General features: G+C 72.6%; 11 protein-coding genes and 1 riboswitch. Of the genes, 4 read left to right on the top strand and 7 right to left on the bottom strand.

All coding sequences use genetic code 11. From position 1 onward, the window contains the following. The first annotated feature begins 9 nt into the window (after positions 1 to 9). Positions 10 to 180: riboswitch (cyclic di-AMP (ydaO/yuaA leader) on the top strand. A 7-nt stretch (positions 181 to 187) separates the two neighbouring features. Further along, positions 188 to 1492 carry a transglycosylase family protein gene (locus tag ACFXPX_RS30905; protein ID WP_380644163.1) on the top strand — a complete coding sequence of 435 codons (1305 nt, stop codon included), beginning with the start codon at positions 188 to 190 and terminating at the stop codon, positions 1490 to 1492. A 241-nt stretch (positions 1493 to 1733) separates the two neighbouring features. Here the strand turns inward: ACFXPX_RS30905 and ACFXPX_RS30900 are convergent, their stop codons facing one another. From ACFXPX_RS30900 to ACFXPX_RS30880, 5 genes are all read right to left on the bottom strand, one after another. Then, positions 1734 to 2753 carry a LacI family DNA-binding transcriptional regulator gene (locus tag ACFXPX_RS30900; protein WP_375895926.1) on the bottom strand — a complete coding sequence of 340 codons (1020 nt, stop codon included), beginning with the start codon at positions 2751 to 2753 and terminating at the stop codon, positions 1734 to 1736. Between the two features lie 25 nt (positions 2754 to 2778). Then, positions 2779 to 4494 (bottom strand): glycoside hydrolase family 13 protein, encoded by a 1716-nt coding sequence (locus ACFXPX_RS30895; RefSeq protein WP_380644162.1) that lies wholly within the window; start codon positions 4492 to 4494, stop codon positions 2779 to 2781. A gap of 55 nt (positions 4495 to 4549) precedes the next feature. Then, positions 4550 to 5455, bottom strand: coding sequence for a sugar ABC transporter permease (locus ACFXPX_RS30890; RefSeq protein ID WP_380644161.1), 906 nt, complete (start codon positions 5453 to 5455; stop codon positions 4550 to 4552). Between the two features lie 55 nt (positions 5456 to 5510). Next, a complete protein-coding gene (locus ACFXPX_RS30885) occupies positions 5511 to 6512 on the bottom strand; it encodes a carbohydrate ABC transporter permease (protein ID WP_375895918.1) in 1002 nt (333 codons plus the stop codon). A gap of 110 nt (positions 6513 to 6622) precedes the next feature. Further along, positions 6623 to 7903 (bottom strand): extracellular solute-binding protein, encoded by a 1281-nt coding sequence (locus tag ACFXPX_RS30880; RefSeq protein ID WP_380644160.1) that lies wholly within the window; start codon positions 7901 to 7903, stop codon positions 6623 to 6625. 308 nt (positions 7904 to 8211) lie between these two features. Here ACFXPX_RS30880 and ACFXPX_RS30875 point away from each other — a divergent pair, with 308 nt between their 5' ends. Further along, positions 8212 to 8760, top strand: a complete 549-nt coding sequence (locus tag ACFXPX_RS30875) for a GNAT family N-acetyltransferase (protein WP_380644159.1) — start codon at positions 8212 to 8214, stop codon at positions 8758 to 8760. Here ACFXPX_RS30875 and ACFXPX_RS30870 read toward each other — a convergent pair. Both ACFXPX_RS30870 and ACFXPX_RS30865 read right to left on the bottom strand, forming a co-directional pair. After that, positions 8757 to 9833 carry an aldose epimerase family protein gene (locus ACFXPX_RS30870; RefSeq protein ID WP_380589622.1) on the bottom strand — a complete coding sequence of 359 codons (1077 nt, stop codon included), beginning with the start codon at positions 9831 to 9833 and terminating at the stop codon, positions 8757 to 8759. The two genes, ACFXPX_RS30875 and ACFXPX_RS30870, sit on opposite strands and share 4 nt — an antisense overlap. Before the next feature lie 224 nt (positions 9834 to 10057). Then, on the bottom strand, positions 10058 to 13069 hold the full coding sequence (locus ACFXPX_RS30865; protein WP_380644158.1) for an ATP-binding protein: 3012 nt from the start codon (positions 13067 to 13069) through the stop codon (positions 10058 to 10060). 336 nt (positions 13070 to 13405) lie between these two features. Between ACFXPX_RS30865 and ACFXPX_RS30860 the strand changes: the two genes are divergently transcribed. Together ACFXPX_RS30860 and ACFXPX_RS30855 are read left to right on the top strand one after the other, a co-directional pair. Further along, positions 13406 to 14353, top strand: a complete 948-nt coding sequence (locus ACFXPX_RS30860; RefSeq protein ID WP_375895905.1) for a terpene cyclase — start codon at positions 13406 to 13408, stop codon at positions 14351 to 14353. 319 nt (positions 14354 to 14672) lie between these two features. Further along, a complete protein-coding gene (locus ACFXPX_RS30855) occupies positions 14673 to 16196 on the top strand; it encodes an aldehyde dehydrogenase family protein (protein ID WP_380644157.1) in 1524 nt (507 codons plus the stop codon). The last annotated feature ends 100 nt before the right edge of the window (positions 16197 to 16296 follow it).

Raw genomic sequence — 16296 nt, 5'->3', positions numbered from 1 at the left:
CCGTCGGATGTCCTGGCAGCGCGAAATCGCATCACGGCAGGAGCGGGGGAACCACAGGTAAGTCGCCCCGGACCGTTTTCCGGAACGGTCCAGGGCTAGGGGTGAAGCCGCGCCCACAGCGCGGCCGGGCAACTCCAGCCCGAATCCGACAGCTCACCTCGCAGGCGTGGGAGAGGACCGCGTCTTCATGCTGCCTTCCAACGGCAACCGCCTGTCCAGCCGCACCCGTCGCGTGATCGCCGCCCTCGGCGTCGCCGGCGTCGGCCTCACCGTCCCCTGCCTCACCACCGGCACCGCGAACGCCGCCTCCGTCGCCACCTGGGACAAGGTCGCCCAGTGCGAGAGCAGCGGCAACTGGAGCATCAACACCGGCAACGGCTTCTACGGCGGCCTCCAGTTCACCTCCAGCACCTGGGCCGCCTTCGGCGGCACCAGCTACGCGCCGCAGGCCGACCAGGCCACCAAGGACCAGCAGATCTCCGTCGCCGAGAAGGTCCTCGCCTCGCAGGGCCCCGGCGCCTGGCCGGTCTGCTCCGTCCAGGCCGGTCTGACCAAGGGCGGCGCCGCGCCCACCGTCGACACCTCGGCCGGCTCCACCGCGGCCAAGCCCGCGGCCAAGCCCGCCGCCAAGCCGGCCGCCCCGAGCAAGCCGGCCGCGAAGCCCGCCGCCCCCGCGCAGGACCAGGCCCAGGCCTCCGACGACGCCGCGGCCGCCTCCGCCCCGTCCGCCGACAGCACCTGGGCCCAGAAGCGCCAGGCGCAGGCCCAGGCCGGCGGCTACACCGTCGTCGACGGCGACTGGCTGTCCTCGATCGCCGACAAGCACAACGTCCAGGGCGGCTGGCAGCGGCTGTACGACCTCAACCGCAGCACCCTGACCGAGGGCCCGGACACCATCTACCCGGGCCAGCAGCTGACCTTCGGTGACGGCACCTCGGCCCAGGCCGACGGCTCCGCCGCCAAGTCCGGCTCGGACTTCACCTGGTTCGACCGCTCGAAGAAGGCCGGCCAGGCCTCGAACGGCGGTGCCGTGAACGCCAAGCCGACCGCCCAGAGGAAGCCGTCCGCCACCAAGCCCGCGTCGAAGCCCGCCGCCCAGGCGCAGACCCCGGCCCCGGCCCCGGCCGCCTCCGGCAGCATGGCCGCCGCGGTCTCCTTCGCCCAGTCGAAGGTCGGCCAGGCGTACGTCTACGGCGGCACCGGCAACGGCGGCTGGGACTGCTCCGGCCTGACCCAGGCCGCGCTGCGCGCCGCGGGCATCAACATCCCGCGCGTCGCCGCCGACCAGGCCGCCGCCAGCACCCACGTCTCGCTGGACAGCCTGCAGCCGGGCGACCTGCTGTTCTGGTCCAACAACGGCCAGGACTCGGGCGTCTACCACGTCGCCATCTACATCGGCAACGGCCAGTACGTCGAGGCCGCCAACCCGAGCTCGGGCGTCCGTCTCCAGACCGTCGCCAACTGGGCCCCGGACTTCGCCGGCCGGGTCTGAGCGACCAGGGACCGCGCGGCCGCCGACGGCTGACGCCGGAGCCCCGGGAGGAGCCTCCGCTCCTCCCGGGGCTCCGGCGTGCCCGTACACCCAGCCGGTCCGACCGACCGCCGGCCGACCGGACCGGCCGATCTGACAGATCCGGACCGACCGCCCCCGGGCACAGCACGCCGACGGGCCCCGGAGAGCAACCGCCCTCCGGGGCCCGTCGGTCGGCCCGGTCCGCCCGGACCACCCGTTCTCAGCGCGCGCAGGCCCCGGTGGACCCGCGCATCACCAGCTCCGGCTGGAACATGAACTCCCCGCGCTGGGCGGAGTTCCCGCCGACCTCCTCCAGCAGCGCGTCCACCGCCGCCGTCGCCATCGCCTCGACCGGCTGGCGGATGGTGGTCAACGGCGGCTCGGTGAAGGCGATCAGCGGCGAGTCGTCGAAGCCGACCACCGAGACGTCCTGCGGCACCGACAGCCCGCGCTGGCGGACCGCCCGGATCGCGCCGAGCGCCATCATGTCGCTGCCGCAGACGATCGCCGTGCAGCCCTTGTCGAGCAGGGCGCCGGCCGCCGCGTGCCCGCCCTCCACGCTGAACAGCGTGTGGTGGACGAGGTCCTCGGCCTCCTCCCGGCTGCGCCCGAGCACCTCGCGCATCGCCGCCGTGAAGCCCTCGATCTTGCGCAGCACCGGCACGTACCGCCGCTGCCCGACCGCCAGGCCGATCCGCTCGTGCCCGAGCTCGGCCAGGTGCTGGACGGCCATCCACATCGCGGAGCGGTCGTCCGGCGAGATGAACGGCGCCTCGATCTTCTCGCTGTAGCCGTTGATCAGCACGAACGGCACCCCGCGCCCGGACAGCCGGGCGTAGCGGTCGTGGTCGGCCGTGGAGTCGGCGTGCAGACCGGAGACGAAGACGATGCCCGCCACCCCCCGGTCGACCAGCATCTCGACCAGTTCGTCCTCGGTGGACCCGCCGGGCGTCTGGGTGCACAGCACCGGGGTGAACCCGTGCCGGCTCAGCACCTGCTCGATCACCTGGGCCAGCGCGGGGAAGATCGGGTTGCTCAACTCCGGTGTGATCAGCCCGATCAGGCCCGCACTGCGCTGGCGCAGCCGGGTCGGCCGCTCGTAGCCGAGCACGTCGAGCGCCGCCAGGACGGTCTGCCTGGTGGCCGCGGAGACGTTCGCCTTGCCGTTGAGCACGCGGGAGACGGTGGCTTCGCTGACCCCCGCCTGCGCCGCGATGTCTGAGAGTCGCGCCGTAGTCACGGGCCCAGAGCCTATTGCACCCACGTCAGACCGCCCACCAGCCGGTGCTGTCCGGTGCGAGCACGGTCTCGCCGCCGTCCACCCCGAGTTCGGTCGAGGAGAGCAGCAGCCGGCCGGGGGCGGGTATCCGCACCGGCTCGCCGGTGGTGTTCACCGTGCAGACGAAGGAGCCGCGCCGGAAGGCGAGGGTGCCCTCGGGGGCGTCCAGCCACTCGACCCCGGTGCCGGCGCCGAGGTCGGGCTGCGCCCTGCGCACGGCCAGCGCGCTGCGGTAGAGCTCCAGCGTGGAGGACGGGTCGCCGGTCTGCGCCTCGACGCTGAGCCCGGCCCACTCGGCGGGCTGCGGCAGCCAGGACGGCCCGCCGGCGGCCGGTCCGAAGCCGTACGGGGCCTCGGTGCCGGACCACGGGATCGGCACCCGGCAGCCGTCGCGGTAGCCGTCCTGGCCGGCCTGGCGGAAGAAGGACGGGTCCTGGCGGACCTCGTCGGGCAGGTCGGTGACGTCCGGCAGGCCGAGCTCCTCGCCCTGGTAGACGTACGCGGAGCCGGGCAGCGCGAGCATCAGCAGGGTGGCGGCGCGGGCGCGGCGCAGGCCGAGCGCGCGGTCGCCGGGGGTGCGGATCTGGGTGCCGAGGCCGGGCTCGTTGGCGAACCGGGTGGCGTGCCGGGTGACGTCGTGGTTGGACAGCACCCAGGTGGTGGGGGCGTCGACCGGGCGCATCGAGTCGAGCGAGAGGTCGATCACCTCGCGCAGCGCGGTGGCGTCCCAGCCGGTGCCCAGGTACTGGAAGTTGAAGGCCTGGTGCAGCTCGTCGGGGCGGACGTAGTTGGCGGTGCGCTGGACGGTCGGGGTCCAGGCCTCGGCGACGCCGATCCGCTGCCCCGGGTACTCGTCGAGGATCCGGCGCCAGCTGCGGTAGATCTCGTGCACGCCGTCCTGGTCGAAGAACGGCATGACGTCGTTGCCGAGCAGCTTGAGCTGGTCGGAGCCGCCGAGGTCGGGCAGGCCGGGGGCCTTGACCAGGCCGTGGGCGACGTCGATCCGGAAGCCGTCCACGCCCATGTCCAGCCAGAACCGCAGGATCGAGCGGAACTCGTCGGCGACGGCCGGGTTCTCCCAGTTGAAGTCGGGCTGCTCGGGGGCGAACAGGTGCAGGTACCAGTCGCCGGGGGTGCCGTCCGGGTCCTCGGTGCGGGTCCAGGCCGGGCCGCCGAAGATGGACTCCCAGTCGTTGGGCGGCAGTTCGCCGTCCTCCCCCTTGCCGGGGCGGAAGTGGTAGCGGTCGCGCAGCGGGGAGCCGGGGCCCTCGCGCAGGGCGCGCTGGAACCACTCGTGCTGGTCCGAGGAGTGGTTGGGGACGAGGTCGACGATGATCCGCAGGCCGAGCAGGTGGGCGTCCCGGATCAGCGCGTCGGCGTCCAGCAGGGTGCCGAACATCGGGTCCACGGCGCGGTAGTCGGCGACGTCGTAGCCGGCGTCGGCCTGCGGCGAGGCGTAGAAGGGGGAGAGCCAGACGGCGTCCACACCGAGGTCCCGCAGGTACGGCAGGCGGCTGCGGATGCCGGGCAGGTCGCCCATGCCGTCCCCGTTGGAGTCGGCGAAGCTGCGCGGGTACACCTGGTAGATGACCGCGTCCCGCCACCAGTCTCTGGACGCGCCGCCACGCACAGGAGCCGGGGCGGCCGCCTCGTGAGCGGTGTCGGCGGCAGGCCGGGAGGTGTCGGCCAGGTTCTGGGTCATGGACGGTATCCCTTGGGGATCGGAGGAGCGCTGGGAAGCAAGGGGCCTGGGAGCGTTACGACTTGGAGGCACCGGCGGTCAGGCCGGTGACCAGGTGGCGCTGCACCAGGTAGAAGAAGGCCGCGGAGGGGATCGCGATCAGCACGGCGGTGGCGGCCATCAGGTTCCACTGGGCGTCGTGCTCGCTGACGAAGCTCTGCAGGCCGACGGCCAGCGTGTACTTGTCCGAGCTGAGCATGAAGGTGGAGGCGAACGGCACCTCGGCCCAGTAGGTGAGGAAGGAGTAGAACGCGGCCACCGCCAGGCCGGGGCGGGCGAGCGGCAGCACCAGCCGCCAGAAGGTGCCGAACGGACTGAGCCCGTCGACCCGGCCGGCCTCGTCGATCTCCACCGGGATGGTGTCGAAGTAGCCCTTCATCAGCCAGGCGCAGTACGGCACGGTGGTGGTGGAGTAGACCAGGATCAGCCCGGCGTAGCTGTCCAGCAGGTCGAGCGCGGAGAGCATGGTGTACATCGGCACGATCAGCACCGCGATCGGGAACATCTGGGTGACCAGCAGCGACCACATCAGCGGCTTGTGCCCGGGGAACTTCATCCGGGACACGGCGTACCCGGCGGTGGCGGCGAGCAGCACGCCGAACACCGTGGTCACCCCGGCGACCAGCAGGGAGTTGCCGAACCAGGTGAAGAAGTCGGTGTCGCCCAGCACCTTCTGGTAGTTCGACAGCGTGATCTTGCCGAAGATGTCACCGGGGTGGAGGTAGTCGTTCTTGTCCGGCCCGAGCGAGACGAAGAGGATCCACGCGATCGGGAACAGCGCGATCAGGCTGGCGACGATCAGGACGCCGTGGGACAGCGCCTTGGACAGCGGGCTGCTCTCGCCGCGCGGCCGGAACTTCGCCGGGCGGGCGGCCGGGGCCGCGGCCGCCGCGGGGGCGGGGCGTTCGGTGGTGGTGCTCATCGGGTTACCTGCCTTCGTGGGTCAACTGGGTCCGGGGCCTGGGGGGGACGAGCCCCTAGCCGTTGGCCTGCTCGTTGCGGGCGAGCCAGCGCCGGTAGAAGGCGGTGAAGACGATCAGGATGGACAGCAGGATCACGCCGTACGCGGCGGACCCGGCGTAGTCCCGGGGGATCTGGCCGAAGCCCAGGCGGTAGGCCCAGGTGACCAGCAGCTGGGCGTCCGGGGCGCCGTTGCCGAACAGCAGGAAGATGACGTTGAACTGGTTGAACGTCCAGATCACGCCGAGCAGCACGACGGTCGAGGACACGGAGCGCAGCCCGGGCAGGGTGATGTGGCGGAACTGCTGCCATCGGGTGGCGCCGTCCATCTCGGCGGCCTCGTACAGCTCGGCCGGGATCGACTGGAGGCCGCCGAGCAGCGAGATCATCATGAACGGCACGCCGGCCCAGGTGTTGACCAGGATCGCGGCCGCCTTCTGCGCCCACGGGTCGGTGAGCCAGCCGGGCTCGGGCAGGTGCAGCGTGGAGAGCACGGTGTTGACGACGCCGCCGTCGGAGAGCATCAGCCGCCAGGAGAAGACGGTGACGAAGGTCGGCACGGCCCACGGGAGGATCAGCAGCATCCGGTAGGCCGCGCGTCCGCGCAGCTTCTTGTTGAGCAGCACGGCCAGCCCGAGGCCGAGGGTGTAGTGCAGGCTGACGCAGACGGCCGTCCAGGCGATGGTCCACACGAAGTGGGACCAGAAGCGGTCGTACGAGCCGGGGCCCCAGAGGATGTCGGCGTAGTTGTGGAAGCCGACGTACTGGTAGCTGGCCGGGATCTCGTTGACGCCGATCTTGCGGGCGACGTTGAGGCTGTTGGCGTCCGTGAGGGTGAGCCAGACGCCTTCGACGAGCGGGTAGAACACCAGCACCGCGAGCACCAGCACCACCGGTGCGATCATCGCGTAGGCGTACCAGTGCTTGGCGTAGGAGCGCTTGAGGCGCTCCAGCGGACCCGGACGCTGATCGCGCTCCCGGCTGCCCTTGCCGGTGGCGCCCTGCACGGCGACTGACATCGTTTGCACCTTCTCGGGGGTTCTCGGGGAGGCCGGCGGTTCGCGGGAACCGACGGCCTCGGGGAGCCGACGGCCCGGCCCGCCGGGGTCGGCGGGCCGGGCTGCGGGGACTACTTGGCGAAGCCCGGCAGGAGCTTGGCGTAGTCCGTGGCCACGGTGTTCAGTGCGTCCTGGGTGCCGGTGCCCTGGACGGCCTTGCCGAGGTTGGTGCCGAGCGAGTCGAACAGCGAGCTGTACTCGGGCAGTTCGGGGCGCGGCTTGGCGCTGCCGAGGATGGCCTGGAAGCCGGCGATGCCCGGGTCGGCCTTGACGTCGGCGGTGTAGGCGTCGGCGCGGGTCGGCAGGGTGGAGTTCTTCTGCGCGATGAAGGCCTGGCTCTCGGCCGAGGTCATGAAGGCGGCGAACTTCTCCGCGGCGGTCTTGTGGGCCTTGTCGGCACCGGCGTAGACGGCGATGTTGTGGCCGCCGGTGGGGGCGCCGGCCTTGCCGCTGGAGCCGGCCGGGACGGCGGCGATGCCGAGGTTCTTCTTGTCGGCGAACGCGGAGCCCTTGTAGATGTTGGTGATCTCCCAGGGGCCCTGGATGATCGCCGCGACCTTGCCGCTGTTGAAGGCGTCCATCATGTGGGCGTAGGCGTCGGTGGTGACGTCGGCCTTGGCGGTGCCGGGCGAGGTGAACATCGACTTGTAGGTCTCGATGCCCTTGACGGCCTCGGGCGAGGTGACGGTGATCTTCTTGGCGGCGGCGTCGACGGCGTCGGTGCCCTCGCCGAACAGGAACGGCATCGCGTAGTAGCCGTCCGCGGCCTTCATCCAGAAGCCGTCGACGCCCGCCTTGTCCTTGACGGCGGCGGCGTCGGTCTTGAGCTCGTCCCAGGTCTTGGGGGCGTCGGTGATGCCGGCCTTGGCGAAGAGGTCCTTGTTGTAGAGCAGGCCGAGGGTGTCGGTGACCAGCGGGACGCCGTACAGCTTGCCCCCGTAGCTGGCCTGCTGGATCAGGCTGGGCTGGAAGGCGGAGGTGTCGGCGGCGGCCGGGGTGCCGTCCAGCGGCTCCAGGAAGCCGGCCTTGGCGAAGGCGGCGGTCCAGCCGACCTCGGAGCGGAACACGTCGGGCGCGCCCTTGGCCCCCATGGCGGTCTGCAGCTTGTTCTGCGCCTGGTCGAACGGCACGTTGACGAAGTTGACCTTGATGTTCGGGTTGGCCGCCTCGAACTTCTTGGCCAGTTCCTGGTAGTTCGGAGCCTCGTTGGTGGCGTTCGACGTGTCCCAGTAGGTGAGGGTGACCGGGCCGTCGGCCTTCCCGTCGGAGCCGGAGCCGCCACTGCTGCCACAGGCAGCCATCGAGACCGCGAGGGCCACAACGAGGGCAGAGGCCGCGATGCCACGCCGCATGAGAACTCCTAGGAGGGTGGGGGTGCCCGAGATGTTCGGAGACAGGCGCATAATGGCTGCCTCGTGCCGACCGCACCGTTGCTGCCGTCGGGCTCGGGAAGGAAGTTAACAGCGGGGCAAGATCGACGGAAAGGTCTTGCAGCAAGTTTCTGCAAGAAGCCGCGATCGTTACATCCGCGTGTCCTGGACGTGGCCGCACGGTAGTGGACGGCGCGGCGCGATGTCCGCATCCGTCCGCTTCGTCCCAGCCCGGGTGACCGGTGCAGCCACCCTCCGTGGCCGGAAACCGCTTGCAGCAGACTGGACGCATGCGCATCAGAGCCGTCGAGAAGGACGAACTGCCCCTGCTGACCGAGCTGGAGCGGGCCGCCGGAGCCCCGTTCGCGGAGATCGGGATGCCGGAGATCGCCGCGGACGAGCCCCCCGCCCCGGAGGAACTGGCCGCCTACCTGGAACACGGCACCGCCCTGGCCGCCGAGGCCCCCGACGGGACGATCGTCGGCTACCTGCTGGCCGAACCGGTGGACGGCGCGCTGCACGTCGAACAGGTCTCGGTCCACCCCGGCCACGCCCGCCGGGGCATCGGACGGGCCCTGATCGAGCACCTCGCCGAGGGCACCGACGCCCCCGCGCTCACCCTGACCACCTTCGCGGACGTCCCCTGGAACGCCCCGTACTACGCCCGCTGCGGCTTCCGCCCGCTCGGCGAGGACGAGCTCACCCCGGGCCTGCGCCGGATCCGCCGACTGGAGGCCGAGCACGGCCTCGACCGCTGGCCCCGGCTCTGCATGCGCCGGGACCTCGACGGGCCCCGGCCGACCCCGGCCGACCCCGGCCCCGCCCGGGCCGTCCGCTAGTTGACCCCGAGCCGCAGCACGGTGGTCGAGCGGAACTCCTCCCCCGGCCGCAGCACGGTGCTCGGGAACGCCGGGTGGTGCGGGGAGTCCGGGAAGTGCTGGGTCTCCAGCGCGATCCCGGCGAACGGCCCGTACGGCACCCCGCGCGCGCCGGTGACCGCGCCCTGGAACTTGTTCGCGGTGTAGACCTGGACGCCCGGCTCGGTGGTGAGCACCTCCAGGGTGCGGCCGCTGACCGGGTCCTCCAGCAGCGCCGCCCGCGCCGGGCCGCCGTCCGCCGGTCGGGCGCGCAGCACCCAGTTGTGGTCGTAGCCGCCCGGACCGGCCAGCTGCGGGTGCTCGTCGTGCACCGACTTGCCGATCGGGGTGGCCACAGTGAAGTCGAAGGGCGTCCCGGCCACCGGCTCGGTCCGCCCGTACGGGATCTGCCGCTCGTCGGCCGGGGTGTACTCGTCGGCGTCCAGGGTGAGCAGGTGGCCCAGGACGTCGCCGCCGCCCTCACCCGCAAGGTTGAAGTACGCGTGGTTGGTCAGGTTGACGACCGTCGGCCTGGTGGTGACGGCGCGGTAGTCGATCACCAGCTCGCCGCCCTCGCCCGGGGTGTGCGTCAGGGTGTACGTGACGGTCACGTCCAGCGCGCCCGGGAAGCCCTGGTCGCCGTCCGGGCTGTGCAGCCGCAGCCGCACCCCGCCGTCGACCGGCTCGGCCGCCCACATCCGCTGGGCGAAGCCGTCCGGCCCGCCGTGGATGGTGACCCCGCCGCCGGTCGGGGCCAGCGGGTGGTCCTCGCCGTCGACGGTGACGACGGAGCCGTCGATCCGGTTGGCGTACCGGCCCACCACCGTGCCGTAGTGGCGGGCCGGGCCGAGGATCTGCGCCAGCTCGTCGGTGGAGAGCAGCAGTTGGGCCGGGCGGCCGGCCCGGTCCGGGGCGGTGAGGGTGTGCAGGGTGGCGCCGAGGTTGAGCACGCTCGCCTCGTACGGGCCGGAGGTCAGCGTCCAGCGCTGGATCGCCGCGCCCGCGCCCGAGCGGTCGAGGGGTTCGCGGCGCACACTGGTGGCCTCGCTCGCCATGGCCTGCTCCTCACTGGCGACGGCGCTGCCGCCTCCGCCCGGTGTCCCGATCCGTCCGGGGGGGCGTCGCAGCGGCCCCCCGTGGTGCCCGTCAGCCTAGCGAGGGCGGCCCCGGCGGGGGCGCTCCCACGCCACCGCGCGCCGCCCGGACGCCACCGGCCGCCGGGCACCGTACGCCGGACGCGCGCCGCCCGGACGCCCCCTGCCCCCCGCTAGCCGCCCCGCTACTCCCCCGGCTCCTGACCCGGCTCCTGGCCCGGCTCCGGCCGCAGCCCGAGCGCCGAGGCCAGCCCGTCCGGCCCGGTGCCCGCCTTGCGGTAGACCGCCGCCAGCCGCCGGTTGACCAGGCTCAGGTGCACCCCGAGCCGCTCCGCGATCCGCTGCGGCGGCACGCCCTTGACGGCCAGGTCGGCGACGTCCCGCTCCGGCCCGCTGAGCGCCTCCAGCGTCTCCTGGAAGTCGTGCACCCCCAGCCGGTTGGGCCGCAGGCCGTAGTTGGCCAGCTCCCGCCGGGCCCGGTCGACCAGCCGCTCCGCCGAGCAGTGCTGGGCCAGTTCGATGCCCTGGTACAGGTACTCCTGGGCGTCCTCCAGCCGCCCGACCCGGCGCTGCGCCGCGCCGAGCTCGACCAGCGCGACGGCGTGCTCGTACCCGGCCGGGGACTGCCCGAGGTGCTCCACGGCCTGCTCCAGCAGCTCCACCGCCTGCTGGCCGTCCGCGATCCGGGCCTGCAGCCGCAGCGCGCTGCCGATCGCCGAGGCGGTGCCGAACCTGCGGGCGTCGTCGACGGCCTTCTGGGCGTACTCGCGGGCACGCTCCGGCTCGTCGGCCGAGATCGCGATGGCCAGGTGCCCGGCCCAGGGCGCCCAGACGGTGTTGCGCCAGCCGCGCACCTCCAGCTGCGACCTGGCCTCGGTGAGCGCGGCGGCCGCACCGGCGTGCCGCTTCTTGGCGACCAGCAGCTTGCCGTACAGCGAGGCCGCGTCCGGCAGCACCATGGCCGTCGCGTGGTACGGCGGGTGGAAGCCGAACTCGTTGGCCAGCTCCCAGGCCTCGTCGACCCGGCCGCGGGCGATCAGGGTGTCCACCAGCACGCCGACGGCGTCCCAGGCCAGCGACAGCTTGGCACCGATCCGCTCGGAGATCCGGTAGGCCCGGCGCAGGAAGTCCTCGGCCTCGGCGAGCAGTCCGCGGCGGAACCGGGCCAGCCCCATCAGGAAGTACGCGAAGCCCCGGTGGGCGCCGCTCCAACCGGCCAGCTCGAACTGGATGATGGCGTCCGCGGCCAGCCGCTCGGCCTGGGCGATCCGGTCGTTGTAGATGTACGTGAGGCAGAGCATCGAGGGCAGTTCGAAGCCCCAGGTGGTGTCCGTCCAGCCGAGGCCCTTGGGCAGCCGGCCGCCGTCCAGGACCTCGTCGGCGAGCGCGAGCGCGTCGGTGGAGGGTTCGCCGCGCAGGGTGAGGTCCCAGGCGCGCATCACCAGCACGGCCCGGTCGGCGGCCTCCCGGCCGGCCAGGTTGAGGTAGAGCTGCTCCAGCCGACGGGAGCGTTCGGGCCCGTTCTCCTCGGCCTTGCGGAAGGCGTGCCACATGAACGAGGCCGCCTGGAGCCGCTGGCGCCGGACCGGGTCGGTGGTCTGCTCCGCCTCCTCCTGGCAGACCAGGGCGGCCTGGCCCAGCTCACCGCTGTGGGCGAGCACCTCGGAGAGCCGGAAGGTGGCGTCCACCCGCAGTTCGGGGCGCAGCGGCCCCTCGTCGGGGTCGAGGGCGAGCCTGAGCTGGTTGACGGTGGCGCCGGGGTCGGTGAGCAGCGCGGAGCAGCCGAGTTCGTACAGCACCTCGGCCTTGATGTCGTCGGCGGGCGGCTCGTTGAGCGCCCGGTGCAGGCAGCGCTGGGCGGCTTCGGGGGCGCCGATCAGCTGGTGCTCGACGGCGGCGCGGCGCAGCTTCTTGACGATCCGGTCGTCGCCCTCGCCGGAGTGGGTCTCGACCAGGTGGCGGGAGGCGGCGAGCAGGCCGAGTCCGGCGTTCTCGATCTCGACGGCGGCGATGCCGTGCATGCCGAGGCGGGTGGCCTCCGGCATGGTGTTGTAGATCGAGCTGGCGATCAGCGGGTGGACGAATTCGAGGTTGCCGTTGGGGGCCTGGGTGAGCACGCGCTGCTTGCGCAGTTGCTTGATGGACTCGCGGGCGCCCTCGCCGCTCTGGGTGGAGATCCGGGTGACCAGGTCGATCCGGATGTCGGTGCCGAGCATGGCGCAGGCCCAGGCGAAGCGCAGGGTGGCGGGGCCGAGCCGGTCCAGCCAGCTCTTGAGGGTCATCCCGGTGGCGTCGACGGCGAGTTCGCGCAGTTGCCGGGAGTTCTCCTCGACGGGTTCGAGCTCCTGGTCGCGGACCTGGTCGAGCAGGGCGACGGCCTCGAAGGGGTTGCCGTTGACGACGTTCCAGAACTCGTAGCAGAAGGCGTCCTCGGCCCGGTCGCCGAGTTCGGCGCGGATCATGTCGGAGACGGAGTTCAGGGTGAGCCGGCTGAGTTCGTGCTTGCGGCTCGCCAGGCCCAGGACGCCGCGGCGCAGTTCGTGGGTCTCGCCGAACCAGTCGTTCTCGTCCTCGCGGAAGGCGAACACCAGCAGGACGGGCAGTTCGCCGGAGCGGACGGCGAACTTGGCGAGCCAGGAGAGGGATTCGGCGTCCGCCCAGTGCAGGTCGTCGACGATCATCACCATCGGTGCGCGGCGCGGTGCGAGCTGGGTGAGGACGTAGTCGAGGCCGTCGCGGACGCCCTGGGGGTCGAGGCGGCGGGCGCCGGCCTTGGGCTGCTTGAGGCCCATGGCCGGTCCGACGACCTCCTCCCAGGTGCCCATGACCTGGCTGAACTCGTCGGCCTCCAGCCGGGTCAGGACGGGCTGGAGGAGCTGGCGGAGCACGTGGTAGGGCTCCTTGAACTGCCGTTCGCCGCCGCGGGCGAAGAGCACGGTGGCGCCCTCGCGCAGGCTGGCGATCCGTCGGACCTCGTGCAGCAGGCTGGTCTTGCCGATGCCGGGGCGGCCGGAGAAGGCGAGGAGTTCGCCGATCTCGGTGCCGCCGGCGGCGAACTCCCGGCAGAGCCGGTCGACGGCCGCTTCCACGGAGCGCAGTTCGGTGTCGCGGTCGCGCAGCCTGACCCGGGGCGCGGGGCCGTCCTCGTCCCGTTCGGAACCGGTTCCCGTCCGAAGTTCGTTGCCCTGATCGGTCACCGTCGCGCCTCCGCCTCACCCGCTCGCGGCTCCGCCCCGCCACGCGCGGGGAGCCGGCCCGTCACTACTGTTCGTGGAGCCGAGGTTAGCGCCGTGTAGGGCTCGCTGTGCGGCATTCGCGCAGGCTGGGGCGGACGGCGAGGGTTCGGACGGCTTGCCAAGGGCAATTGCCCTATATCCCTAACGTCCGATCATTACATCAGATACCCTACGGCCCGCGAGGCGCGGATGATCTTGCGCAACCACCCTCACCCCCCGCGCCCCGCCGCGTCAACTCCCCCCACACTCAGTGCTCGAACCACAAGCGCCCCCACCCACCGCTGCACCGGGAGTCCGATGTCTGACGACACCTCACTTCAGATCCCGTTCCCGCACCGCCGCAGTCCGCACGGCCCGTACGCCACCGCGGTGCACCGCGACTGGCTGGTCCGCCACCCGCTGCTCCCCGACGCCGACCACCCGGGCTACGCCCACTGGGAGGTGGTCGACCTCGCCGCGCTCGGCTACCCGGACGCCGGACCGGAGGAACTCGCCCTGGCGGCCGACCTGATGGGGTTCTACTTCCTCTTCGACGACCAGTTCGACGGCCCGCTCGGCCGCCGGCCGGCCGAGGTCGCCCCGATCTGCGAACGGCTGATCGCCGTCCTGCACGGCGCCCGCCCCGACCAGCGCTCCCCGGTCGAGACCGCCTTCGCCGACCTGTGGAGCCGCAGCGTGCGCGGCATGCCCGCCCGCTGGCAGGCCCGCGCCGCCTACAACTGGGAGTACTACTTCGCCAGTCACCCGGCCGAGGCGGCCGGCCGGATCTCCGCGCGCCCGCCCGACCGGGACGGCTACCTCGAACTCAGACGGGGAACCGCGGCGATGGAGACCATCTTCGACATGGTCGAACGACTCGGCCAGTTCGAGGTCCCCGCCTCCGTGCTGCACCACCCGGTCCTGCGTCAACTCCGCCAGCTGGCGGCCGACATACCGTCGCTCTCCAACGACGTGCGCTCGTTCCCGCTGGAGGCCCCGCGCGGCGACGTGAACAACCTGGTCATGATCGTCCAGCGCGAGCGCCACTGCTCGGCCGAGGAGGCCTGCGCCGCGGTGATGGCGGAGGCCCAGCTGATGGTCGAGCGCTGCGCCGAGCTGCACGGCCGACTGCCGGACGTGTACCGGGAGTTGGGCCTGTCCCGGATCGAGAGCGCGATCGCCCAGCGGTACGCCGACGGGCTGCTCACCTGGCTGGCCGGCTACCTGAGCTGGGAAGCCCGCACCGGCCGGTACCACGCGGTCTGACCCACCCCGGCCCGACGCCGTCCGGCTCCGCCCGGGCCCGTCCGAGGCGCGCCCGGGACCGCGCGCCGTCGGACGCGCCCCGCGCGCCCGGCCCGGAACGTCCGGAACCCCCACCGTCCGTACGAGCCGGTCGTACGGACCGTAGCCGCGCCGCGCGCCCGGCGGTTATCGTGCTCGTCGGCGGGCGCCCCGGCGGGGCGCCGGCCCGACTGCGTGTCCGCACCCTCCGCCGGACCGCCCCCGACCGGGCGGCGGTCCGGCGTGCCGTCCCCGGCCCGCTCGGCGCCGGGGCGCCCGACGTCGCGAGGAGACACAGAGCATGACGGTCTACCAGCCCCCCGGTGCGCCCGGCAGCATCGTCGCCTACCGCTCCCGGTACGACCACTGGATCGGCGGCGGTTGGACGCCCCCGGCGCGCGGCGAGTACTTCGACAACCCGACCCCGGTCACCGGCGAGGTCTTCACCGAGGTCGCCCGCGGCACCGCGGCGGACATCGAGGCCGCCCTGGACGCGGCCCACGCCGCCACCCCGGCCTGGGGCCGCACCTCCCCGGCCGAGCGCGCCCGGGTGCTGCTGCGGATGGCCGACCGGATGGAGGCCAACCTGGAGCAGCTGGCGGTCGCGGAGAGCTGGGAGAACGGCAAGCCGGTCCGCGAGACGCTGGCCGCCGACCTCCCGCTCGCCGTCGACCACCTGCGCTACTTCGCCGGCGCGCTGCGGGCCCAGGAGGGCAGCCTCTCCCAGCTGGACGAGGACACCGTGGCGTACCACTTCCACGAGCCGCTCGGCGTGGTCGGCCAGATCATCCCGTGGAACTTCCCGATCCTGATGGCGGTCTGGAAGTTCGCCCCGGCGCTCGCGGCCGGCAACGCCGTGGTGCTCAAGCCGGCCGAGCAGACCCCGGCCTCGGTGCTGCTGCTCGCCGAGCTGACCGCCGACCTGGTGCCGCCGGGCGTGCTCAACATCGTCACCGGCTTCGGCGAGGAGGCCGGCGCCCCGCTGGCCGCCAGCCCCCGGGTCCGCAAGCTCGCCTTCACCGGCGAGACCAGCACCGGCCGGCTGATCGCCCGCGCCGCCGCGGACAACCTGATCCCGGCGACCCTGGAGCTCGGCGGCAAGAGCCCCAACCTGTTCTTCGCGGACGTCGCCGCCGACGACGACGCGTTCTACGACAAGGCCGTCGAGGGCTTCGCGATGTTCGCCCTCAACCAGGGCGAGGTCTGCACCTGCCCCAGCCGCGCGCTGATCGAGACCCCGGTCTACGAGCGGCTGCTCGGCGACGGCCTGGCCCGGGTGCGCGCCATGCGCCAGGGCAACCCGCTCGACACCGCGACCCAGGTCGGCGCGCAGGCCAGTGCCGAGCAGTTGAAGAAGATCCTCTCCTACTTCGAGATCGGCCAGGCGGAGGGCGCCAAGGTCCTGGTCGGCGGCGAGCGCGCCGAGCTCGGCGGCGCGCTGGCCGGCGGGTACTACGTGACGCCGACGGTCTTCGAGGGCGTCAACAGCATGCGGGTCTTCCAGGAGGAGATCTTCGGCCCGGTGGTCTCGGTCACCCGCTTCGACGGCTTCGACCAGGGGGTCTCGCTCGCCAACGACACCCAGTACGGGCTGGGCGCGGGCGTGTGGACCCGCAACATCAACACCGCCCACCGGGCCGGGCGCGCCATCCAGGCGGGCCGGGTCTGGACGAACTGCTACCACGCCTACCCGGCCCACGCGGCCTTCGGCGGCTACAAGAACTCCGGCATCGGGCGGGAGACCCACAAGGCACTGCTGGAGCACTACCAGCAGACCAAGAACCTGCTGGTCAGCTACTCCCCCGACGCGGTCGGCTTCTTCTAGACGAGAGTGGAGCGGGAGGCCCGACCCCCGGGCCACCCCCGCCACACCCACACCCCGCGGGCGGGTCACCCGGCCAAACAGCGGGTTACGGATCGAAACA

The organism is Kitasatospora sp. NPDC059146 (genome assembly GCF_042786665.1).
Classification (GTDB): domain Bacteria; phylum Actinomycetota; class Actinomycetes; order Streptomycetales; family Streptomycetaceae; genus Kitasatospora.
Note: the sequence above shows the minus strand (reverse complement) of the source record. Positions and strands in the feature narration are given on the sequence as shown.